The 21,592-nt window shown below is 68.8% G+C and carries 27 protein-coding genes; 12 read left to right on the forward strand and 15 right to left on the reverse strand.

Features of this window, described 5'->3' with window-relative positions:
* Positions 1-36: 36 nt before the first annotated feature.
* The 4 genes from M3M54_RS05245 to M3M54_RS05260 are packed head-to-tail and all read right to left on the reverse strand — an operon-like array spanning position 37 to position 5,007.
* Positions 37-1,263 (reverse strand): kynureninase, encoded by a 1,227-nt coding sequence (locus tag M3M54_RS05245; RefSeq protein WP_249021135.1) that lies wholly within the window; start codon positions 1,261-1,263, stop codon positions 37-39.
* Positions 1,260-2,132, reverse strand: a complete 873-nt coding sequence (locus M3M54_RS05250) for a hydrolase (RefSeq protein ID WP_371878644.1) — start codon at positions 2,130-2,132, stop codon at positions 1,260-1,262. Before M3M54_RS05250 ends, M3M54_RS05245 begins: the two co-directional genes overlap by 4 nt.
* A 5-nt stretch (positions 2,133-2,137) precedes the next feature.
* Positions 2,138-2,989: a tryptophan 2,3-dioxygenase gene (locus M3M54_RS05255; protein WP_249021137.1), complete on the reverse strand. Its 852-nt coding sequence runs from the start codon at positions 2,987-2,989 to the stop codon at positions 2,138-2,140.
* A 14-nt stretch (positions 2,990-3,003) separates the two neighbouring features.
* Positions 3,004-5,007 (reverse strand): ABC-F family ATP-binding cassette domain-containing protein, encoded by a 2,004-nt coding sequence (locus M3M54_RS05260; RefSeq protein WP_249021138.1) that lies wholly within the window; start codon positions 5,005-5,007, stop codon positions 3,004-3,006.
* Between the two features lie 39 nt (positions 5,008-5,046).
* On the opposite strand from M3M54_RS05260, the gene M3M54_RS05265 reads away from it, so the two are divergent.
* The 3 genes from M3M54_RS05265 to M3M54_RS05275 are packed head-to-tail and all read left to right on the forward strand — an operon-like array spanning position 5,047 to position 8,296.
* Entirely contained in the window at positions 5,047-5,961 is a 915-nt protein-coding gene (locus tag M3M54_RS05265) for an alpha/beta fold hydrolase (protein ID WP_249021139.1), read from the forward strand.
* Complete coding sequence (locus M3M54_RS05270) at positions 5,951-6,229, forward strand: hypothetical protein (RefSeq protein WP_249021140.1); 279 nt, start codon at positions 5,951-5,953, stop codon at positions 6,227-6,229. Before M3M54_RS05265 ends, M3M54_RS05270 begins: the two co-directional genes overlap by 11 nt.
* A gap of 45 nt (positions 6,230-6,274) precedes the next feature.
* On the forward strand, positions 6,275-8,296 hold the full coding sequence (locus M3M54_RS05275) for an SDR family oxidoreductase (protein WP_249021141.1): 2,022 nt from the start codon (positions 6,275-6,277) through the stop codon (positions 8,294-8,296).
* Here the strand turns inward: M3M54_RS05275 and M3M54_RS05280 are convergent.
* Positions 8,287-9,165, reverse strand: coding sequence for a Ppx/GppA phosphatase family protein (locus tag M3M54_RS05280; protein ID WP_249021142.1), 879 nt, complete (start codon positions 9,163-9,165; stop codon positions 8,287-8,289). The two genes, M3M54_RS05275 and M3M54_RS05280, sit on opposite strands and share 10 nt — an antisense overlap.
* A gap of 37 nt (positions 9,166-9,202) precedes the next feature.
* Between M3M54_RS05280 and M3M54_RS05285 the strand changes: the two genes are divergently transcribed.
* Positions 9,203-10,153 (forward strand): glutathione S-transferase family protein, encoded by a 951-nt coding sequence (locus M3M54_RS05285; RefSeq protein ID WP_249021143.1) that lies wholly within the window; start codon positions 9,203-9,205, stop codon positions 10,151-10,153.
* A 3-nt stretch (positions 10,154-10,156) separates the two neighbouring features.
* Here the strand turns inward: M3M54_RS05285 and M3M54_RS05290 are convergent, their stop codons facing one another.
* From M3M54_RS05290 to M3M54_RS05300, 3 genes are all read right to left on the reverse strand, one after another.
* Complete coding sequence (locus tag M3M54_RS05290; protein ID WP_249021144.1) at positions 10,157-11,860, reverse strand: MFS transporter; 1,704 nt, start codon at positions 11,858-11,860, stop codon at positions 10,157-10,159.
* Positions 11,861-11,986: 126 nt separating this feature from the next.
* On the reverse strand, positions 11,987-12,589 hold the full coding sequence (locus tag M3M54_RS05295; RefSeq protein WP_249021145.1) for a biotin transporter BioY: 603 nt from the start codon (positions 12,587-12,589) through the stop codon (positions 11,987-11,989).
* Between the two features lie 70 nt (positions 12,590-12,659).
* Positions 12,660-13,151, reverse strand: coding sequence for a GNAT family N-acetyltransferase (locus tag M3M54_RS05300; protein ID WP_249021146.1), 492 nt, complete (start codon positions 13,149-13,151; stop codon positions 12,660-12,662).
* A gap of 482 nt (positions 13,152-13,633) precedes the next feature.
* Here M3M54_RS05300 and M3M54_RS05305 point away from each other — a divergent pair, with 482 nt between their 5' ends.
* The gene (locus M3M54_RS05305) at positions 13,634-13,909 is read left to right on the forward strand and encodes a hypothetical protein (RefSeq protein ID WP_249021147.1); all 276 of its coding nucleotides are present in this window, start codon (positions 13,634-13,636) and stop codon (positions 13,907-13,909) included.
* 10 nt (positions 13,910-13,919) lie between these two features.
* Positions 13,920-14,084 carry a hypothetical protein gene (locus M3M54_RS05310; RefSeq protein ID WP_249021148.1) on the forward strand — a complete coding sequence of 55 codons (165 nt, stop codon included), beginning with the start codon at positions 13,920-13,922 and terminating at the stop codon, positions 14,082-14,084.
* A gap of 93 nt (positions 14,085-14,177) precedes the next feature.
* On the opposite strand, the gene M3M54_RS05315 is transcribed toward M3M54_RS05310, so the two are convergent.
* A complete protein-coding gene (locus tag M3M54_RS05315) occupies positions 14,178-14,417 on the reverse strand; it encodes a hypothetical protein (RefSeq protein ID WP_249021149.1) in 240 nt (79 codons plus the stop codon).
* 294 nt (positions 14,418-14,711) lie between these two features.
* On the opposite strand from M3M54_RS05315, the gene M3M54_RS05320 reads away from it, so the two are divergent.
* Positions 14,712-15,236, forward strand: coding sequence for a 2'-5' RNA ligase family protein (locus M3M54_RS05320; protein WP_249021150.1), 525 nt, complete (start codon positions 14,712-14,714; stop codon positions 15,234-15,236).
* 303 nt (positions 15,237-15,539) lie between these two features.
* Here the strand turns inward: M3M54_RS05320 and M3M54_RS05325 are convergent, their stop codons facing one another.
* On the reverse strand, positions 15,540-15,944 hold the full coding sequence (locus tag M3M54_RS05325) for a type II toxin-antitoxin system VapC family toxin (RefSeq protein WP_249021151.1): 405 nt from the start codon (positions 15,942-15,944) through the stop codon (positions 15,540-15,542).
* Entirely contained in the window at positions 15,934-16,206 is a 273-nt protein-coding gene (locus tag M3M54_RS05330; protein WP_249021152.1) for a type II toxin-antitoxin system Phd/YefM family antitoxin, read from the reverse strand. The genes M3M54_RS05325 and M3M54_RS05330 overlap by 11 nt, the downstream gene beginning before the upstream one ends.
* Positions 16,207-16,279: 73 nt before the next feature.
* On the opposite strand from M3M54_RS05330, the gene M3M54_RS05335 reads away from it, so the two are divergent.
* From M3M54_RS05335 to M3M54_RS05345, 3 genes are all read left to right on the forward strand, one after another.
* Positions 16,280-16,435: a hypothetical protein gene (locus M3M54_RS05335; RefSeq protein ID WP_249021153.1), complete on the forward strand. Its 156-nt coding sequence runs from the start codon at positions 16,280-16,282 to the stop codon at positions 16,433-16,435.
* A gap of 253 nt (positions 16,436-16,688) precedes the next feature.
* Positions 16,689-17,267, forward strand: a complete 579-nt coding sequence (locus M3M54_RS05340; protein WP_249021154.1) for a GNAT family N-acetyltransferase — start codon at positions 16,689-16,691, stop codon at positions 17,265-17,267.
* Positions 17,268-17,412: 145 nt separating this feature from the next.
* Positions 17,413-17,613, forward strand: coding sequence for a hypothetical protein (locus M3M54_RS05345; RefSeq protein WP_249021155.1), 201 nt, complete (start codon positions 17,413-17,415; stop codon positions 17,611-17,613).
* Positions 17,614-17,618: 5 nt separating this feature from the next.
* Here the strand turns inward: M3M54_RS05345 and M3M54_RS05350 are convergent, their stop codons facing one another.
* From M3M54_RS05350 to M3M54_RS05365, 4 genes are all read right to left on the reverse strand, one after another.
* Entirely contained in the window at positions 17,619-18,047 is a 429-nt protein-coding gene (locus tag M3M54_RS05350) for a PIN domain-containing protein (RefSeq protein ID WP_249021156.1), read from the reverse strand.
* On the reverse strand, positions 18,044-18,316 hold the full coding sequence (locus M3M54_RS05355; RefSeq protein WP_249021157.1) for a hypothetical protein: 273 nt from the start codon (positions 18,314-18,316) through the stop codon (positions 18,044-18,046). The genes M3M54_RS05350 and M3M54_RS05355 overlap by 4 nt, the downstream gene beginning before the upstream one ends.
* Before the next feature lie 213 nt (positions 18,317-18,529).
* Positions 18,530-18,910, reverse strand: coding sequence for a type II toxin-antitoxin system death-on-curing family toxin (locus tag M3M54_RS05360; protein ID WP_249021158.1), 381 nt, complete (start codon positions 18,908-18,910; stop codon positions 18,530-18,532).
* Positions 18,907-19,098, reverse strand: coding sequence for a hypothetical protein (locus M3M54_RS05365; protein WP_249021159.1), 192 nt, complete (start codon positions 19,096-19,098; stop codon positions 18,907-18,909). Before M3M54_RS05365 ends, M3M54_RS05360 begins: the two co-directional genes overlap by 4 nt.
* Before the next feature lie 678 nt (positions 19,099-19,776).
* Between M3M54_RS05365 and M3M54_RS05370 the strand changes: the two genes are divergently transcribed.
* Positions 19,777-20,172, forward strand: coding sequence for a helix-turn-helix domain-containing protein (locus M3M54_RS05370; RefSeq protein WP_371878586.1), 396 nt, complete (start codon positions 19,777-19,779; stop codon positions 20,170-20,172).
* 51 nt (positions 20,173-20,223) lie between these two features.
* The gene (locus M3M54_RS05375; protein WP_249019757.1) at positions 20,224-21,591 is read left to right on the forward strand and encodes a DDE-type integrase/transposase/recombinase; all 1,368 of its coding nucleotides are present in this window, start codon (positions 20,224-20,226) and stop codon (positions 21,589-21,591) included.
* Position 21,592 lies beyond the last annotated feature (1 nt).

The raw sequence follows: 21,592 nt of genomic DNA on the forward strand, positions 1-21,592 counted from the left end.
GCCGCTCCAAGGCCCAGTGGTGTATGCGGGATCCGCCTAAGCGTAGCCGCGCGCGGCCATCAGCTGGGCGATCACGGTGATCCCGGTCAGCACCTCCGCAAAGCTCGTGCTGAGCGGCGATAGCCCGAGCCGCAGCCCGCGCGGTTCGCGGAAGTCCGGGATCACACCCCGCGCCCAGAGGATCGGTGTGAGCCCGCGAAAGGCGTCGTGCTCGATCATGATGTGGCCGCCGCGTACGGCGGCCTCGCGCGGCGAGGCGAGCTCCACGCCGAGCGGCGCAAGCAGCGTGTCGCTCGCTTCGATCGCAAACTCGGTGAGCGCGACCGACTTTGCGCGGATCCGATCCAGCCCGGCACGCTCGATCAGCGCCAGCATGTCGCGCAGCGCGAGCATGCCGACGATCGGGGGGGTGCCGCTGGCGAAGCGCCGCATCCCCTCGGCGGGCACGTAGCTGGGACCCATCGCGAAGGGCTCGGCCGTTCCCATCCAGCCAGTGACCGGCTGGGTCAGCTGGTCCTGCAGGGCCGCGGCCACATATAGGAAGGCCGGCGACCCGGGTCCGCCGTTCAGGTACTTGTAGGTGCAGCCGACCGCGAGATCCACCCCGACCGCGTCGAGGCCGATCGGCATCACGCCGACCGAGTGCGAGAGATCCCAGAGCACCAGGGCGCCCGCCGCGTGCGTGAGCGTGGTGATCTGCGCGAGCGCCGCGATCTCCGCCGAGCGGTAGTCGACATGGCTGAGCAGCAGCACCGCCACCCGCTCGTCCAGCACCGCCTCCACGTCGGCCACGCTGACACCGGCGCCCGCGGCCGGTTCGATCACCCGCAGCTCAAGGCCACGCTCCTGCGCAACCGACTGCGCCAGGAAGCGGTCGGTCGGAAAGTTGCCCGAGTCCATCACCAGCACATCGCGATCGGGCCTGGCAGCGACCCCGGCGCGCAGCAGCTTGTAGAGCAGCACGCTGGTGGAGTCGCCAACCAGCGTCTGCCCGCGGCCGGCACCCAGCACCACCCGCGCAAGCCGGTCGCCGAGCTCGGTCGGCGCGGCCATCCAGCGCTCATCCCAGCCGCGGATCAGGCGTGCGCCCCAAACGTCGGTGACGAATTCCGCCAGGCGCTTGCGGGACGCGTGCAGCGGCCGTCCGAGCGAGTTGCCGTCCAGGTAGGCGATGACGTCGTCCGAGGGGATGAACTCGGCGCGCAGCGCCGCCAGCGGATCGGCCCGGTCAAGCTCACCAGCGCGCTCGTCAAGCGTGCTCATCCGATCACCGCCGAGGGTGCTTCCGGGGCGCCGATCCACCTGCAGTCAGACAGCCAGACGATGAGCTCAGCGCTGTCACGCGGCCGTGGGTGCGGGCTCTGGAGCACCGGCTCGCTCGAGAGCTCGCCGCAGACGGCCTCAAGCAGCTCCTCGCCGGCGAGCCCGACCTCGCCGAGCAGCTCGATCTCAGCGGCGTTCACACCGACCGGCTGGTCTCCGTTGCCCATGTCGGTGCCGTAGCTTACGCGCCCGCCGGCGGCGCGGAAACGGGCCAGGTTGTCGATCGCGGTCGCGCGCGCCGGACCGTCGTGGATCGCGAGCGTGGAGATCCAGCGCATGCCGGCGCTCACGGCCGCATCGATCAGCTCGGGCTCGAGACGCTCGTCCCAGGGCGTGTGGGCGAGCACGTCCACCCCGGCGCGGATCGCCCGCCGCGCCTGGCCCGGACCCTCCGTGTGGGCGATCACCGGCAGCCCGCGCGCACGCGCGGCGTCGATCACCGCCGCCAGCGGCTCGTCGCCGAGCAGCGGCATGTCCGCGTTCAGCGCCACCTTGATCGCGAAGGCGCCGCCCGCCGCCGCGCGGGCCACCGCCTCACGGCCCTCATGCGTGTCGCGCAGCCCCACAGCGGCGCCCGCCGGCGCCCATGCGCGGCCGCTCGGATAGCCGCCGACGGCGGTGTGAAACGGCCCGGCGTAGCGAACGCGCACACCGGTTGGGGCGCTGGCGGCGATCGCCCGCACCGCGTCCAGATCCCAGCCCAGGTCATGCACCTCGCACACAGGTCCACCGGACAGCAGCCCGGCATCGACCAGCCCGAGGTGGACGTGGTGGTCGACCACGCCGGGCAGCTCGCTGCACACCCCCACGCCGCTCAATCGAGCGCGCCCCTGACCGTGATGAGCTCGGGGAAGAAGCTCAGCTCGAGCGCGCGCTTGAGAAACGCCACGCCGGAGGAGCCGCCGGTGCCCTGCCGCCAGCCGATCGTGCGCTGAACGGTGCGCATGTGGCGAAAGCGCCAGAGCTGAAAGGCGTCCTCGATGTCCACGAGATCCTCGCAGGTGGCGTAGGCCTCCCAGTTGGCCTCCGCATCCAGGTAGATCTCGCGCAGCACCGGGATCAGCTCCGGCTGCTGTACCCAGGCGCGGGTCAGGTCGCGCTCGAGGATCGCCTCGGGCACCGGGTGGCCGGCGCGGGCCAGCAGCCCCAGGAAGGCGTCGTAGACGGTGAGCTCGGCAAGCAGGCGCGAGAGCAGCGCCTGCGCCTCGGGGTCGGCGGCGAACACCGACAGCATCCCCGCGTGTTTGTTGCCGAGAATGAACTCCACCGCCCGGTACTGCCAGGACTGAAAGCCCGAGGCGGAGGCGAGCGCCCCCCGGAACTGCGCGTAGTCGTGTGGCGTCAGCGTCGCCAGCACCGACCACTGGTCAGCCAGCGTGCGCAGCACGTGCTTGACGCGCGCCAGGCACTTGCGCGCCTGCGCCACCTCGTCGGCGGCAAGCAGCTCGCGCGCGCCGTGCAGCTCGTGCAAAACGAGCTTCAGCCACAGCTCCGAGGTCTGATGGGCGACGATGAACAGCAACTCGTCGTGGTGCTCGGGACGGCTGCGCGGGTGCTGGGCGGAGAGCAGCGTCGGCAGGTCCAGGTAGTCGCTGTAGGACATGGCGCCGCGCAGGTCGGTCCTGATCCCCTCCTCGAGCGGCCGTTCACCCTCGCCCGTGCCCATCCAGCGCCCCGCCCTCAGCCCGCGACCTGCTCGTACTGCGCGTAGAGCTCATCGACGGCACGCTTGGCGGCCTCGTGGCGCGCGCTGGACTGCGCGGAGCGCTCGGGCGTCGCCCAGGCTGCCGCGTCGGCAAGCTCGTCCTCCACCTCGCGCAGCGCCGCCTCGGCCTGCTCGATCTGCTGCTCGAGCTTCGCCTGGCGCTTGGCCGAGCCGCCGACGGTGACGCCCCGGCCGGCGGCCCGCTTGGCCGCCGGCTTGGGCTGCGACTGCACGCGCGCCGCCACCACAGCCTGCTTGACATCGGCCGCCGCCTGTGCGCGCTGCTCGCGCACGCGCAGGTACTCGGGCCAGCCGCCCTGGTAGGAGCGCAGGGTGCCGTCCTCAAACGCGACCGTGCGACTGCCGATCGCGTCCAGCAGCGCCCGGTCGTGCGAGATCAGTAGCAGCGAGCCCTGGAAGTCGTGCAGGGCGTCCTCGAGTGCCTCGCGGCTCTCCACATCCAGGTGGTTGGTCGGCTCGTCGAGGATCAGCACGTTGGCACCGGACTGCACGAGGATCGCCAGCGACAGGCGCTGGCGCTCGCCGCCGGAGAGCCCCTCGAGCGGCTTCTCGGCCTCCTCGCCGCTGAACAGGAAGCGTCCGAGCAGCGCCCGTGCGTTTGCCGGCGTCAGCCCGGTGCGGGCCTGGCAGGCCTCCACCACCGTGCGCGCACTGCCCGCGTGCAGGTCCTCGGTGTGCTGGGAGAGGAAGCCGATCTTGACGTTGTGGCCGGTCAGCAGCTTGCCGCTCACGACCGGTCCGTCCCCCTCGCCAGCGGGCGAGGGGGCGGCAGTGGCGCCCGCGCGCAGGGCCATGCCGGTCGCGTCGCGGGCGGTCGAACCATCGTCGGCGAACGGCCGCGCGCCGGCGAGCGCCTCGATCAGGGTGGTCTTGCCGGCGCCGTTGGGCCCGACCACCGATACGTGCTCGCCACGCTCGAGCCACAGCTCGGCGTCGTGCAGGAGCACGCGCTCGCCGATCTGCACACGCCCGCCCTCGAGCTCGAAGACCACCCGGCCGCTGCGCTCCGGTGGCTTGAAGGCGAAGGCCAGCCCCTCACGGTCGCGTTCGCCCCGGTCGATCCGCTCGATTCGGTCAAGGCGCTTCTGGCGCGACTGCGCCTGGCGCGCGCGGGTGCCGGCACGAAAGCGTGTGACGAACTTCTCAAGGCGCGCGATCTCGGCCTGCTGGCGCTCGATCGCGCGCCCCAGCGCCAGCTCGCGCTGGGCGCGTTCGCTGCGCCACTGATGCCAGGTGCCGGGGAAGAAGCGCCCGCGCCCCGCCTCGAGCTCGAGCACCGCCGTGGCGACCGACTCCAGAAACCAGCGGTCGTGCGCGATCAGGATGACGGCGGCGTCCAGGGCGGCCAGATGCGTCTCGAGCCACTCGAGCGACGCGATGTCCAGGTGGTTGGTGGGCTCATCCAAGAGCAGCAGGTCCGGGCCGCCGGCGAGCGCGCGCCCCAGCGAGGCGCGCGTCAGCTCACCCCCGGAGAAGGTCTCCAGGCGGCGGTCGAGCACGCTGTCGTCCGTAAAGCCGAGCCCGTGGAGGGTGGCGAGCGCCTGCTCGCGCCAGGTGTAGCCGCCGGCGTGCTCGAGCGCGGCCTGCGCATCGGCATAGGCGCTCAGCGTCGGCTCCTCGTAGTCGCCTGAGGCCATGCGCTGCTCAAGCTCGGCCAGTCGCTTCTCCAGCGCGATCAGCTCGGGCGCGCCCGAGAGCACGTAGTCACGCAGCGTCATCTGCTGGTCGCGCGGCGGGCGCTGGTCGTGCAGAGCGACCTTGGCGCCCTTGGCGAGCACCAGCTCGCCACCGTCGATCGAGGCCTCCCCCGCGATCATCCGCAGGAGCGTCGTCTTGCCGGCGCCGTTGCGGCCGGAGAGGCTCATGCGGTCGCGGCGCTCGAGCTTGAACGAGATGCCGCGCAAAAGCGGCTCGCCGGAGATGTCCTTCTGCAGGTCGCTTGCGATGATCACAGCCACGGAGCTGATGGTACGGACGTTTAAACTGTGCGCGTGGGCATGAGCACGCACGTACCGGTCGCGCCCCGCGAGTTTCCGCAGGCACGCACCGTGCTGGTGCCGGGCCGCGGCGAGTTCTTCCTGCGCGACTCCGGCTGGGGTCCCGGCGAGCAGGCGGCGGCCGCGGGCAAGCTGCCGGTGGTGTTCATGCTGCACGGCTGGACCGGCAGCGCCGACCTCAACTTCGGCGGGCTCTACGACGACGTGATCGCCGCCGGCTACCGGATCCTCGCGCTGGACCACCGCGGCCACGGCCGCGGGCTCAGGCCGCTTGAGCCCTTCCGGCTGGTGGACTGCGCCGCCGACGCCGCCGCGGTGCTGCGCACGCTCGATCTCGCGCCGGCGATCGTCTACGGGTACTCGATGGGGGGCGCGATCGCCCAGCTGCTGGCGCGCGACCACCCCGACTTGGTCGCTGGATTGGTGCTGAGCGGCACCGCGCAGCACTGGCAGGAACCCGAGCTGCGGCGGGTCTGGCGGGCGATGCCACTGATCGGGGCCGCCGTCGCGCTCGCGCCGCTGCGCGGCTGGCAGCTTTTGTTGCGCCGCTCTGGCTTCAGGCCGGGGCCGGCCACCGCCTGGGTGCACTCGGAGATGACCCGCCACAGCGCCCGGGACATCGCCGAGGCGGGCCGGGAGCTCGGCCGCTTCGACTCACGCCCGTGGCTTGCGCCGCTGCCGTTCCCGACGGCGGTGGTGCTGACCAGTGAGGACGACGCCGTGGCCCCGGCCAAGCAGCGCGAGCTCGCCCAGGCGCTGCAGGCAGAGGTGTTCGAAGCGCCGGTGCGCCACCTCGACGTCGCGGCGATGGCCCCGGCGGCGGTCGCACGCCGCTACAACCCGGCGCTGATCGCCGCGCTCGATGCGCTACGTGCGGCCGCGCCATCCGGTAGGCTTTCCGCCGATGAGCCGTAAGCGGACTGCACTTATCTTCGGCTGGGTGGCGTGGGCAACGCTTGTCGCGGCGCCGGACGCGCTCGCGATCACGCATGGCGGTCAGGGTCTCTACGGGGCCACCAACGCGCTGCTGATCACCAAGGTGATGTTCTTCCTGCTGCTGTTCTTCCCCGCGATCATCGTGCTCTTCTCGTTCATCCAGAGCCGCCTGGACCATCGCAAGCACGCGCGCATGGACGCCGTCAAGCGCCGCGCCACCGCCGAGGAGTGGAAGGGCGGCTGGTAGTAGCACGGGTCCGGTTGCGCTGGGGCGCAGTAGCCTGAACGCAGCATGGCCTACCTCCTGACGGGCGCCACCGGCTTCATCGGCTCAAACCTCGTGCCGTTGCTGCTCGAGCGTGCCGGACACCGCCGTGGCGGCGCAACGACGCTCTACCTGCTGGTGCGCGAAAGCTCGCTGCCGCGGCTTGAGGCGCGGATCGAGCGTTGGACGGCCGAGCTCCCGCGTGCGGCACACCAGCTGATCGAGCCCGTCCTGGGTGACCTGCACGAGCCGATGCTCGGGCTGGATGCTGAGACGGTGGCCAGGCTGCGGGCGGCCGGTATCGAGCACCTCTTCCACCTCGCCGCGGTCTACGACATGACCGCCGGCGAGGAGCTCAACCAGCTCGCCAACGTCGAGGGCACCCACCACGCGCTTGAGCTCGCCGACGCGGTCGGCGCGGGTGTCTTTCACCACGTCTCATCGATCGCCGTCGCCGGCGGCTACAGAGGCACCTTCACGGAGGAGATGTTCGATGTCGGCCAGCCGCTCGACCACCCCTATCACCGCACCAAGTTCGAGGCCGAGCGGCTGGTGCGTGACAGCGCCCGGGTGCCCTGGCGCATCTACCGCCCGGCGATCGTGGTCGGAGACTCGCGCAGCGGCGCCGCCGAGAAGATCGACGGGCCCTACTACTTCCTGCCGCTGTTCAAGCTCGCCGGCAAGCGGCTCCCGGAGGGCCTGCCGTTGGTGGCACCCGAGCTCGGGCGCACGAACCTCGTGCCGGTCGACTATGTGGCCGCGGCGCTGGACCACATCGCCCACGAGCCCGGGCTGGACGGTCAGACCTTCCATCTTGCCGACCCCGACGGTGTGGCTGTGATCGACGTCATCAACACCTTCGCGTCGCTGGCCGGCGCGCCAAGCGCCGCGATCGCGATCGACCCGGGGCCATTGGCGCGCCCCGCCCGCGAGCTGGCACACGACCTGCTGGCGCTGTCGGCGGCGCGCGCGCTGCGCCGGACGCTGCTCGAGCGCGTCGGCATCCCCACCGAGGTCGCAGACCAGGTCTCGCTGCCCGCACGCTTCGACACGACCAACGCGCGGGCGGCACTGGCTAGCACGGGGATCGAGCCGCCGCCGCTTGCAAGCTACGCCGCGCGACTCTGGGAGTACTGGCTGGCGCACCTCGACCCCGACCTGCACGGGCCGCGCAGTACCGCCGCCGCCGTGGCCGGCAAGACAATCCTGATCACCGGCGCCTCGAGCGGAATCGGCCGCGCCACGGCGCTGCTTTTGGCGCGCCACGGCGCGCGCGTGCTGATCGTCGCCCGCGGAAGCGAGCGGCTCGAGCAGACGCGAGCCGAGATCGCGGCGGGCGGCGGCATCGCCCACGTCTACACGGCCGATTTGAGCGACCCGGAGTCGGTTGACGCGCTGGTTGCCCACGTGCAGTCGGAACACCCGCAGATAGACGTGCTGATCAACAGCGCCGGGCGCTCGATCCGGCGGTCGGTGGCGCTCTCCTACGACCGCTTTCACGACTACGAGCGCATGGTCGCGCTCAACTACCTGGGCACGATCAGGCTGACCATGGGCCTTCTGCCGCGCATGCGCGAGCGCCACAGTGGTCACGTGATCAACGTCTCCTCGATCGGCGTGCAGACCAACCCGCCGCGTTTCTCCGCCTACGTCGCCTCGAAGGCGGCGCTTGACGCCTGGACGCGGGTTGTCAGCTCGGAGTGCCTGGCCGAGGGTGTGCACTTCACGACGGTGCACATGCCACTCGTGCGCACGCCGATGATCGCGCCGACCAGGTTGTATGACCGCTTCCCGGCAATCTCACCCGAACAGGCCGCCGAGCTGATCGCGCAGGCGATCCGCACACGCCCAAAGACCGTGAACACGCGGCTCGGCACGCTGGGCGAGGTCAGCTACGCGCTCTCCCCCACGCTCGTTGACCGGGTCCTCTCAGCCGCCTACAGGCTGTTCCCGGACTCGGCCGCGGCCCGCGGCCAGCGCGAGCCGGGTGAGCGGGCGTCGGCTGCGCAGGCGCTCTTTGCAAAACTGACGGGCGGCGTTCACTGGTGAACGCCGCTGTCGAGCAGCAGGCCCTCGCGCAGGCCCCCTGACCCGAACTCGAGCGGCAGCGCGAACAGCTCGCATACGGCCCGCAACAGCACGAGGCTCGCCGGCAGAAGCCGCGCCCGCTCGATGTCGATGCGATGACGCGCGGCGAGCTGCGCGGCTGTCAGGCCGCGGATGGCCAGCAGGATGCGGTCGATGCCGTCGAGGTCAACCGTGCCACCTGCGAGCGTCGCCACCGATGATGCACCACCACCCACCGCCACCAGCCGTCGTGCGGGCGGCGGTTGCAGCGTCGCGAACAGCTCGCGAGCGTGGCGGGCGGCCTGTGTGGTCGCCTGCGGTGGCGGCGGGTCGCCGGTCAGCCAGCGCTCGGTCATGTCGCTTGAGCCCAGTGCCACCGAGTCCCACCAGCGCACGCGGTCGGGCGGCTCGCCGACCACGAGCTCACAGGAGCCACCGCCAAGATCAACGACCGCAAGCCCCCCGTGCTCGCGAGGGCCGAGTGCGGCCGCGGCGCCGATGAAGGCGAACCTCGCCTCCTGCTCGGCGCTCAACAGCTCAAGCACAAGCTCCGGAGACACGCTCGCGAGCATCCTCCCAAGCTCTGAGCCGTTGACCGCGCGCCGGATCGCCGCGGTCGCCACGCAGCGCACATGCTCGGCGCCGAGCTCGAGCGCGAAGCTGTGCTGACGGACCACCGTGTGGCAGACCTCCTCGAGTTTCGCCCGCGGGATCGTCTGCGACGCATCGAGTGAGCGGCCGATCAGCGTGAACGCGCGGTCCTGCGCGCATACGGTGAGGCCACCAGCGACGCGATCGGCCACGAGCAGCCTGGTCGTGTTGGAGCCGATGTCGATGCAGGCGCAGCGCACGCTCTGAGCACGCTAGCGCCTCCTATAGTCGCTGGCCATGTCTGCACGCGAAACGCCCTTCAGCATCGCTGCGCAGGAGCAGCGCGCCGGCGCGTTCGTCCGTCAGGCCAGTCGCTTCCGCGACTGGGTGACGCCCGACGGCGCGAGCGGCTACGCACCTGAGCCCGGCCGCTACCACCTGTATGTCGCGCGCGCCTGCCCGTGGGCGCACCGCACGATCCTCGCACGGGCGCTGATGGGCCTCGAACAGGCTGTGACGATCTCCTATGTGGACCCGATCCGGGACCAGCGCGGCTGGGCGTTCAGCCAGGTGGGTGTCTACGAGGATCCCGTCAACGGCTTCAGCTTCCTGTCGGAGGCCTACCTGGCAAGCGATCCCGAGTTCTCAGATCGTGTCACCGTTCCCGTGCTCTGGGACCGTCAGCGGGCCAGGATCGTCAACAACGAGTCCGCCGAGATCCTGCGGATGCTCGCAACCGTCTTTGCGCCGCTGGCCGCGCACGCCGTGAGCCTCTACCCCACCGAGCTTGCCGACCAGATCGACGCACTCAACGAGCGAATCTACGAGCACCTCAACAACGGTGTCTACCGAGCCGGCTTCAGCACCGACCAGCTGGTCTACGAGCAGGCTGTCAGCGAGGTGTTCGCGATGCTGGACGAGCTCGACGAGCGGCTCGCGGACCGGCGCTTCCTGTTCGGGCTCCAGCCGGTGGAGAGCGACTGGCGGCTGTTCACCACGCTTGTTCGCTTCGACCCCGTCTATCACGTCCATTTCAAGTGCTCGTTGCGCAAGCTCAGCGAGTACCGCAACCTGTGGCCCTATCTGCGCGACCTCTACCAGTGGCCGGGCGTCCGCGAAACCGTGTCATTCGACGAGATCCGCGCCCACTACTACCGCACCCACGGCACGATCAACCCGACCGGGATCGTCGCGGTGATGCCCGCCGAGAGCCTTGAGGAGCCGCCCGGGCGCGAGCGGCTGGGCTGAGGCTCAGTCCCAGCGCCGCCACCGGTCCCGCTCGGATTCGCGCGGCGCGGAGCGGCGTCCCGTTCGGGGCGTGCGCATCAGCTGGGTCGTCGGTTCGCGCAGGCTGATCGACTCGGCCGTCGAGCCCTGGTTTGAGGCACCGGCGGTGGCGACGTCACGGGGATAGCGGTCGCGCCCGCGCAGCAGCACGACACCGGCCGCCGCCAGCGTCACGAGCAGGACCAGAAAGGTGATCTCGAGCCCGTGGGCCTCGCTCGAGCTGACCGCCGCAGGATGGGTTCCGATCGGCGCCTGCGGCGGGTAGAAGCCCGCGATCAGCGATGCGAGCTCGCCGAAGATCAGCGGCGCCAGCGCCTGCGAGACCGAGCGGATCACCGTGCGAATGCTCTCCGCACGACCCCACAGACCCGCCGGCATGATGTCCAGGCGGGCGGCGTCGAGCGGCGGGTTGGCGGCGGCCAGCAGGGCCGCGCCGGCGACGTCAAACCACACGGCCGGGGTCAGGCGGGTCGCCACGAAACCCGGTATCAGAAAGAGCGCTGCCAGCAGATAGCAGCAGGCCGGCAGCCAGACACGACTCGAGAGCATGCCGCGACGCAGAAGCGTGTCACCCAGCCAGCCGCTGACCAGCGTGCCGCCCAGCGCCCCCAGAACCAGCAGCGCCAGGACCAGATCAGACTCGACCGCGCCGACGTGGTAGTGGCCGCGCACGAACAGCAGCGCAAACGTCGTCAGGCCAGAGAAGAAGAAGTAGCCAAGCGACGAGCTGACGATCATCATCACGTTTGACGGGATCGACAGCGTGTAGCGAACCGCGTCGCGCAGCGAGATCGTGCGCGGGTCCTGGTTTAGCACGAGGTCTGGGTCAGGTTCCAGACCCATACGCCTGGCCGCCTGCTGCGCCAGGTCATCGACATGCAGCGGCGGCTGCGGTGCGTCATCGAACAGGCCCTCGCGGTGGCGCTGGCGGGCGCGGGCGCGAGCGCGAGCGCGGGCGGCCGCCTCGACAAGGTCCTCCACCCCAGGCTCCAGATGGCTCTGCCCGCCGCGCAGGGGCTCCGGCACCGTGCGATAGAGCTCACGGGCCAGGAAGAAGCCGGGGATCGCGAGCAGCACAAAGGAGACACGCCAGCTGAAGGCAACCGCGACGTTGCCGGAGATGATGAAGCCAAAGGCGTTACCTGCGATCTCGCCGCCGAGAATGTAGGCGTAGATGCGACCGCGCTCGCGCGGGTTGAAATAGTCGCCGGTCAGCGAGGCGATCGCCGGGCCGGCCGTCGCGACCACGGCCCCGAGCAGCAGGCGAGTCAGCAGCAGCGTCGAGTAGCTGCCGGCAAAGGCGCTGACCAACGACGCGATGCTCCACAGCACGATGCTGAGCGAGAGCATCGGTATGCGCCTCATGCGGTCGACCAGCAGGCCGACGGGGACCGTGGCCGCGGCGCCCATCAGCAGCGTGACCGACGTCAACAGGCCGATGGAACCAGCGCCGATGTGCAGCGCGTGCTCGAGCTCGGGCGCGACTGCGCCGATCGTGGCCGTGTCGGCGCCGTTGAGCGCGAGCACGAGCCCGAACAGCACGATCACGCGTGCCCTGGCGGCACCACCGACACGGCGAACGACCTCGCCACGGATCTGGCGGCCGGTCCAGCGGGTCGCGCTGACGACGCCCCGCGCAGCGGATGAGCCGATCGACCGTTCAGCCATTGCCACCGACAGAGTCCACATTGCCAGTATGGCCGACGCGCCCGGCGCCCCCGGTGACCCACGGCGGTGGCGGCCCAGCTGATGAGGGGTGCGCGCCAGCGGGCGCGCACCCACCTTCAGAAGCTGTCAGTCACGCGCGCCGAGCAGACGCCAGGTGCTCGGCAACAGGCCCGCGGCGAGCGCGCACTTGATCGCATCGCCGATCCAGAAGGGCACAAACCCCTCGCTGATCGCGTAGCCGACGCTCCAGTGCATGTCGAGCGCCAGCCAGCCCACGCCGATCACGTACATCACGACCTCGCCGAGGATCATCGCCGGAACCGCGGAGAGAAGTCGGCGGTCGGCGCGGCGCTCGGCCAGGTAGCCGCAGGCGCCGGCGGCGGCGATGAAGCCGAGGATGTAGCCGAAGTTGGCGCCGACATAGCCGCTCTGGCCACCGGCGAACCACGGCAGACCCGCGAGGCCGACGAGCGCGTAGAGCGTGAGCGCCGCGGTGCCGCGGCGCCAGCCGAGGGCGGTGCCGACCAGCAGCACACCCATCGTCTGGCCGGTCAGCGGCACGGGCGTGAAGCTCAGCCGTATTGAGATCTGCGCGAGCAGGCCGACGAGCGCGGCGCCGGCGATCACGAGCAGCAGGTCACGCACCCGCTCGCCCGGCAGCAGATCACCGAGCACGCGCGGCCGCGGGGCCAGCTGGCTTGAAAAGGGTGGATTTGCGTAGTTGCTCATATCTGCGGGCGAGCCTAACACGCGGCCGGGCGGGACGCCCGCCTCGCCCCGGGCGTGGCGTCTCGCCGGTTCAGGCTTCGGGCTGAAGGGCGAGCTCGAGCTCGAGCTCGTCGTGGATCGGGATGCCGTAGGTCCCGGTGAGCGGGATCGAGGCCTTCAGCAGGCGCGCCCGGTCGATCGCGCCGCGGTGCACAGCGACCAGACGCAGTCCGCGCCGCTGGTAGAAGCGCAGCGCGTCGAGGTTGTCGTTACTGGTGATCAGCCACAGACGCCGTGCGCCCTGGGCGCGGGCGTGGTCGGCGACGTGCGCGAGCAGCGCCGAGCCGACACCGCGGTGGCGTTTGGTCGTGTCGAGTGAGACCAACTCGCAGGCGTCGCCGTCGATCCGATAGGTCGCAAGGCCCACCAGCCCGCCCTCACGTGTCGCGACAAAGGCCGGCAGGGCCGCCGCGTCATGGGCCACGCCACGGCTGATCACGGTCGTCGAGCCCCACGAGCTCACGAGCAGCGCTTCGATCTGGCCGCGATCGGCGGCCGTCGCCTGGCGGATCATTAGGGACATGGGCTCGGGCATTCTGGCAGCGCGCTGATCCAGGCCGGCTTTCACGGAGACCGCTATGCGAGGGTTTCGGTCCTCAGAGAGGAAGTCGCTGTTCATGCCCGCCAGGAAGTATCCGAAGGCGCTGGTCGAGTGGGTTGTCCGGCCGGCGATCTGTGTCCGGCCGGCCGGTCTCACATGTCGCTACGCAGCTGGGTCTGCCGGCTCGAGACGGTGCGAAAGCACGTCCGTCGGGCTGAGGCTGACCGGGGTGTGCGGCCGGATCTGCCGTCCAGCGCGGAGCGGGAGCAGATCAGGCAGCTCAAGCGTGAGAACGCTCGAGCTGCGCAAGGCGAACGAGATTCCGGGTGCTGCAAGCCGGTTTTTGCGGGCGAGCCCGAAGTCTTTCGCGGCCGTGGTGACCGCGTTTATCGATCAGAAGCGCGGCGAGCTACGACATGGTTGTGCGGCCTCCTTTTCCGTATACGCTTTCGGATCAGACCGTTGTGGATTTGACGGATCGTGAGAAGCACCCGCTGGCTACCGATCACGAAAGGTTCAAGCCGATCCCGCCGACCGAGCACACCTACTTCCGTAACAAGCTCGACGATCTCCTGCTCAGGCGCGACGGCGCGACAGGGCAGTACGAGGTGCTCTGGCGCGACGGGACCTGGAACGAGATCGAGGCGGGCTACGAGTGCGTCCTTCACAGCGACGTGATCGCCGACGGTGACGTTGAGCGGGAGATCCGTGCTTTCCTCGGCGGCCGTCGCGCGAGATAGGGAGCTTGAGATGCCCGAGAAGCTCGTCGGGATCTGGGAGCTGCCGAAGGAGATGACCGAGGACGAGCAGAAGTCGTTGGCCCAGCAGATCGCCGACCGGGTCGCCGAGCAGATCGAAACGAATCGCCCGAGTTGGCAGTCCGAGCCCTCGTACCAGAACCCCCGTTCGTCCTAGGCCGTTCTAAGTCGCCGCCGCGATCCTGGCTGGATCCCCCGAGCCTGTGCGAGCGGAGGGCCGCAGGCAGGCACACAGCGCGTCAGGACAGTCTCACGCCGACGGCGGCCGATCCGGGAACTGCTGGAGATGCCCATACGCATGTGCAAAGCTCGGCGAGCCGAAGATCAGCTTCCCCGTTTCTCGGTCCTCGATATGAAGGCGCAAGCGGCTGTCGTCCCGGCCGCCCAGGTGAAGCCCGAACCCCTTCCGAGCTGCCATCTTTGCTGGTGCCTGCCGATAGTCGAGTTCGTCGCCTTCGGGCTGCTGCGCCGGATCGTCGTCTGAAGCCATCTCTATTCCCTCCGATGGTCGCTTGCCCGAGCGCGGCCGAACCGCAGACGCCCGCATGTCGCCGCACGTTTTGCGGCCGACTGGCGCGCCAGCTGGGGTCGAGGCCCGCTGAGCGCGTCGACGTCTCGCCCGACTCAGGCCACCTGCGGTGGCGATCACAGCAGCACGCTGGTGGCGATCGCTGGCACTGTGTGGCGTTGCGCTTGCCACAGCTAAGACAAGCCAAATGCAAGTAGACGCAGCGCCGCATTCAGCCGCAAGACAGGACCGCGCCATTTTGTGCAGGATGAGCACATGCCAGTAGATCATCCGTCCGCCGTTGTCGTTCCGGTGCCTGAAACCGAGCCTATTGTCGCCCGTTGGCGCAAGCGCTTCGACCACTCGGCCGCGGAAGGGATGCCTGCACACATCACGGTGCTCTTCCCGTTTCTGCCGCCAAGCAGGCTCACGGATGACGTGCTCGCGAAGCTGCGCGAGATCTGCGCGATGGTTCCCCTCCTCGACGTGGAGTTCGCGACCACATCCCGGTTCCCGGACCACATGTACCTCGAACCGCGGCCTGCCGGTGAGTTCATCGCGCTCACAGAAGCGATCGCCGCGAGCTGGCCGGAGACACCTCCTTACGGCGGGGCGTTTCCCGACATCGTTCCCCACCTCACCGTGGCCGGGGGCATCCACGAGGAGCAGCTGCGTGAGATTGAGGCGGACATTCTCAGCCGACTACCGATCAAGACCCACCTCAACCACGCCTGCCTCTACATCTACGACGCCGCACGCTGGCAAGTGGCGGCGAGTCTCCCCTTTTTGTCCGACATCTGACCCGAGCTTGGCTGTACGGTTCGAGCCGCTGGCTCCACCTTTGTGGCCCAGGCGGCACTCGTGATGACGCTGCAGCTCATCGCACGTTGCACGTCCCAGAGCGCGCCACATGGAAGATGCGCGTGGCGTGGCCGGAAGCAGGTGCCCGCGGATGACGGTTCCGTGCCAAAGCATGCGTACCGTAGCGGCGACCTGAACCGTCAGCAGGACTCGTCCGCCAGTTCGTGCTTTCCGCGCGAAGGGCGCGTGTTGTTGAACGGCCTAAGACGCCTGGGTAGTGGCGGTTTTAGGACCGGTGGCCGATCAGCTTGGCGCGACGACGGTCCAGCCGAGCGTGCGGGCGGCATCGGCCATGCGGTCGTCGTAGGTGACAATCTGTCGCACGGACGCGCCGAGTTGGTGTGCGCTGGCGAGGTGGATCGCGTCGAGCGAGCGCAGTTCGGGCGGTTTGAGGCGACCGGCTTCGTTGAGGACGCGATCGTTGACTCGCAGAAGCTGGATGCGTCGCAGGACTTGTTCGCCACGTGCCAGCGCCGCGGGCCCGCTGGGCAGCAGCGCTCGCGCGACCTCTGTGCGAGCCAGCGCGCTGCTCACCAGCGGTTGGTGGCGCGAGAGGTGACGTCGAAGTGCGGATGACTCGGGTTCTTGGATCGCGAGTTTGACGATCGCCGAGGAGTCAACATAGGTCAGTCGTTGATCAGCGCTCATCGCGCCGTAGCCGTGCTAGCACCGATGACGGTGACTCCGAGCCTGCGGGGGCTGGCAGTGGATCAGGCAGATCCGAGAGATCACCCTCGGCCTCTTGGAGATCGCCTGAGGCCCTCAGTCGATCGAGCGGGTCTTCTGGCAACGGCCCCAGCATCGCAACGGGCCGGCCGCGATCGGTGATCTCGATGCTTTCGCCACTCTCAACCCGCCGCAGCAGCTCGCTGGCTCGCTGTCGTAGCTCCCGAACACCAACACTAGTCATGTGCTATTTGTAGCACAATCCTCGACGTGCCGCAACCGATCGCTCACGACCAACCGTCCTACAGGTGATGCCGATGACTCAGATCGTCCCGCTCTTCCTGGTGGTCATGTTCACCCTGGCTGTGTACGCGGTCTCGATCCCGGTGGTCTTCCGTCCGGAGTCAACCTCCGTGCCGCGTCGAAGCATCCGCCGCGTCAAACACACCGGCGGCCACCGATGGCCCGGGTAGCGAAGTGACAGCTCGACGAGCGGGTCGCCAGTGATCGCAACCCGCGCCAAGCAGGGGCTCGTGGGCCGGCTCGCTGGATGCCTGTCCGGACACCGATGCGGGCCTCGCCGAGAATGGTATTGCCGTGCCGACGTGCTTGACACGCTGACCTCGAGGGCTCGAGAACCGTGGCCCGGCAGTCGGCATCGGGCTGCTGAAGCCGCTGGACGGTGGTCGCTTCAGCTGACGGGTTGTTCTAGCTTTTCGGGGAGCGATGGAGCCTCATCCCGAATACCTGACTGGTGATAGTGGCCTGGTGCTTCGCCGGTGGGTGATCGACGACGCGCCACGTCTCGCGCAGGCCGTCGGCGACAGCGTTGAGCATCTGCGGCCGTGGATGCCCTGGGCTGCTCAGGAGCCACTGGCGTTGGCCGAGCGCCGCCTAAACATCGCTACCTGGGAGCATGACTGGCGGGCGGGCGGTGACCTCGTGATGGGCGTGTTCGTCGACGGTGCTGTTGCAGGCGGATGTGGGCTACACCACCGAATCGGACCCGATGGTCTGGAGATCGGGTACTGGATCCATCCGGCCTTTCTACGTCAGGGGATCGCCACAGCGGCAGCACGGTTACTGACCAACGCCGCATTTCACCGGCCGGAGATCACACGCGTCGAGATCCACCATGACAAAGCCAACCTCGCCAGCGCCGGGGTCCCGCGCAAGCTGGGGTTCCAGCTGATCGGCGAGATGCCAGATGAACCCCAGGCACCGGGCGAGGTTGGGATCTCTTGCGAATGGCAGATCACGCGCGCCGACTGGACACTGTTCGCGATCGCGTCTACAGCCTCGTAGTCAACGCGCGCCCGCGGTTCTCAGATCCGCGCATTGGGGGAAGTCGACGAACGCTTTGGGATACTCCTGCTGGAGTGGAGGCGGGACTCTCGCGTCATCCAGCAGAGCTAACGGCGCGATCACCGCGTGGGGTAGCGTTCACGCCATGGGTTCGCCTACTCCAGAGCAGGCCGTGATCCATGAATTGAGCAGACCGCCCGGCACTATCACCGCCCTCGCCGAGCCGCGGCGCGGCGTGCCCACACCGACGGTTGTCGCAGGCGGCCTCGGATTCGTTGCCGATCTCGACAAGCTGAGGTTCGTCAAGCACCGCCAGGCCGGCGAGCGAGCGCGCCTGCGGGTGTGAGCGGCTCAGAGAGTGCCGCGGTCCGCGAGCCAAACACTCTGATAGCTCAGGTCAGTGTTCTGCGTCAGCAGGTCGTAGTCGCTGTCGTAGTGCAGGACCCCAAGCCCATTGCTGTCGGCCAACGCGGCGATGAGAAGATCCACGGGTGGGATGCGGTGATGACCCACGCGAGCGAGCTGGGCCTGCGCGTCCAGCGCTCGTTCCTCGACCTGGTCATCGATCTGCACGCGCGGCAGCGCGAGCAGATCACCGATCAGTGCGGCGTGGTCAGGCCCGTTACGCGCCGAGTACCCGGCCTCAAGCAGAAACGGCAGACAGACCGAGAGCCGACCCTCCTCAAGCCAGCCCGCGATCTCGTCGGCCCGCGTTTGCGGAAGCGACGGGCTGGCAAGCCGCGCCCAGGCCGAGTTGTCAAGCAGCAGCCCTGTGCTCACGGTCGCGCCCAGCCGCGGGCACGGACCTCATCGGCGGCGTCAATATCGACGCCAAGCCGCCGGGCCCGTACTCGATCGGCAAGTCGCGCCCGACGCTTCACAGTGTCGGTGCGCGTGGCGCGCAACGACGCAAGCTTGGCGCCAGCGCCAAGCACAACCAGCTCTCCGAGGTCAACCCGGTCGGTGCCCAGCTCGCGGCGCAGCTCATCCAACGCAGCCTGAACGCGCGGGGTCTCGGTAACAGCGTGACGGCGATGATTGGTCGGCATCAAGCGAAGTGTATCACCAGTGTTACACCACCACCGATGCGCGTCAGGGACCACCACGCAGCCCCAAGTCGGGATACCCGCGCAAGAGCAAAAGCACAACCAGCGTGATCCCGGCACGTCCTCCCTCCTCCTCGCCAAAACCAGGATCTACTCGACGCGCGTTTAGTCGGGTAGCCGACGCGCGTTTAGTCGGGTAGCGGCGCAGTGGTGCCGTTACTGCAGGTGTTGTCCGATGGTTCTGGCGATATCAGTTACGTCGAGTCCGCCACGCGCTACGGCGAGTACCAGTTGCTCGGCATCGTCGACGCTGAAGTCCAGGTCTTGGCCGTTCAGCATGCAGAACACGCGAGTGGCGGACCAGGCGAGTCGCTTGTTGCCGTCCACGAGCGCATGGTTGCGCGCGATCGAGTGCATCAGCGCGGCAGCCTTGGTGGCGAATGTCGGGTAGGCGTCCTGGCCGAACGCGCTGCTCTGTGGGCGAGCCGCGGCCGAAGCGAGCAGACCGTGGTCGCGTACTGCAACCTCGTCCAGAATCCCGACCGCGATCTCGAGCAGGTCTTCGACGCTCAGATAGTCAACCGCGGCTTCACTCACCGACTCAGCCGGTCAAGCAGCTCCGCGTCCTCTGTCCGGACCCGCTCAATCGCGGAACGGAGCCGCGCGGGCCGGTCCGACACGTACTCCGCGATCGCTGTGCGTGCAACCTCCTGCATCGAGCGGCCCTCTTCGACGGCCTTGCGGCGCAGGGCGGCAGTCTCATCGTCGTTGAGCCGCAGGTTCATCGCCACACACTCATGGTACCACACTGGTACCGACTGATCCCGTCGCGATCGCTCCCGTTTCCGCAGCGGCCGCACCCTCAGCTACAGCTTCCCCGCCCGCTGAGACTCAGCCGAATTACCGAACCGACAATCCAGGCTAGAGGCAGCAGGCATATGCTGAGCCGCGAACAAGAACGCCGCCGCCAGCTCAACGCCTACCCGCGCCACGGCTGTCAGCGCCGGGATACGAGGCCGTCGGGTTCTGGCTCCTGAAAGCATGCGCGACGCCCGGCACCGCCGTCGAATACAACAAGCAGCTAGGCGAACTGTGGGCTGCCTGCTGTTGAGCGCCGTTTGAATCCGGCACGCGCGGTGTGGGTGGCGCCGTTCATCGGCGGCATGTTTGCTGCGATGGTGGCAGGCTTGGCGCGTTTGTGAACGCGCGAGAGCCCTCCCGTCAGCTTGGCGGTTGCCGGGAGGGCTCTCTTGGATGCCGGAGGTGGCACCCCGATGTTGATCGTATGTGCAGAGCCTGCCGTGGTCGAGGCTGAGTTGTTGGCTGGCGGGTTGTTGTGTCCGTTATGCCGGGCGGTGTTGGGGCCGTGGGGTCATGGCCGGGAGCGGGTGTTGCGCTGTCGGGGTGCTGACCGGCGGCTGGTGCCCAGGCGGGCCAGGTGCCGGGGGTGTCTGGGGACCCATGTGCTGTTGCCTGATATCGGGTTGTTGCGTCGTCGGGACGAGGTGGCTGTGATCGGCGCGGCGGTTGAGGCGAGCGTTGCTGGGCAGGGGTATCGCCGGATCGCTGGGTGGTTGGGGTTGCCGGCGGACACGGTCCGGGGCTGGTTGAGCCGGTTCGCTGCGCGGGCGGATGTGATTCGGGAGCATTTCACGCGGTGCGCGATCGTGCTGGACCCGGAGCTCGGGCCGATCATGCCGGCTGGGAGCGTGGTCGCGGACGCGTTGGAAGCGATCGCAGTCACGGCCAGGGCGTGGGTTTTGAGGTTCGGTCCGGTGGATCCGTGGCCGGTTGTGTCCAGGTTGTCTGGCGGGGTGCTGTTGGCAACACGAGCTCCCGCCTTCCCGTGGGCGGCGTGAGCTGAGACGCTCCTGCGCTTCGGATGAACGAGAGCGCGGGAGAGCAACGAGGTGAATGAGGATCGTCGCCGGGAGATCGGCCTGTTTCGTTACACCCTGATTCGTGACGCCGCCGATGAGGGGTTGTCGAAAGCTGAGCGTGGCCGGCTCGTTCGGTCACTGGCTGGGCGTGAGCATGTCGGGCCTGATGGGCAGCTCGTCAGGGTCGCGCGCGGCACTCTGGATGAGTGGATTCGTGCTTATCGCCGCGGCGGGTTCGAGGCTTTGCTTCCCCGGCGGCGGGTCGTCCCGGTCAGGACACCGGCCGAGACATTGGAGCTGGCGTTCGCTTTGAAACGTGAGCGGCCGGAGCGAACCGCCGCGCAGGTCAGGCAGATCATGCTCGCCAGCGTCAAGGACGGTGAGGACGTGCCGGGGTTGCGGACATTGCAGACGCATCTGGCTCGTGCCGGGTTGAACGTCAGGGGTGATGGTCACACTGCAGGGAAGGTTTATGGCCGGTTCGAAGCCGCTGCCCGGAATGAGCTGTGGACTGGGGACGGGTTACATGGCCCCAGGCTCGCCGGCACCGCCGCGCGGGCGGTGCTCGTCGCGTTTATCGACGATCACTCTCGCCTGCTGACCGGGTGGCGGTGGGGGACCGGTGAGGATGTGTTCCGCCTCGAGGCCGCGCTCCGTGCCGGGTTGATGAGCCGTGGGGTGCCCGGCCAGATTTTGGTTGACCGCGGCTCGGCGTTCGTGTCCTCACAGCTATTTCGTGCGTGTGCGGTGCTTGGTGTGAGGCTGATTCACGCAAGCCCGAGGGCGGCGACAACGAAAGGGAAAATCGAACGCTTCTTCCGGACCGTGCGCGACCAGTTCCTGGTGGAGATCGATGATGGCATCGAGCTGGCGGAGCTGAACCGTCGGTTCTCCGCGTGGGTGGAGGTCGTTTATCACCGCCGGGTGCACTCAGAGACCAAGCAAGCCCCGCTGGCCCGGTTTGATGCGGCGGGCGCACCCCAGTTGCCGACCCCGGCGCTGTTGCGCGAAGCGTTTCTGTGGAGTCAGGAACGGACGGTCACGAAGACCGCGACCGTGTCGCTTTACGCCAACCAATACGAGGTCAACGCCGCGCTCGCCGGCTGCAAGGTCGAGTTGGTGTTCGACCCGTTCGATCTCACGATGATCGAGGTTCGCTACCAGCATCGCCCGATGGGGACCGCCACACCTTTGGTGATCGGCCGCCGCACCCACCCACAAGCCCAGCGGGAGCTGCCGCCACCACCGGCCGGCACAGGGATCGACTACCTGAAGCTGCTGGCTGAGCAGCGCGACGCTGAGCTGGGTGGTCAGCGGATCGACTACGCCAGCCTCACAAACAACGGCGACGGCGACGGCGAGAAGGATCGTGACATCAACCAAAAGCAGGAGGGATGAG

The organism is Conexibacter sp. S30A1 (assembly GCF_023330665.1).
Taxonomy (GTDB): domain Bacteria; phylum Actinomycetota; class Thermoleophilia; order Solirubrobacterales; family Solirubrobacteraceae; genus Palsa-465.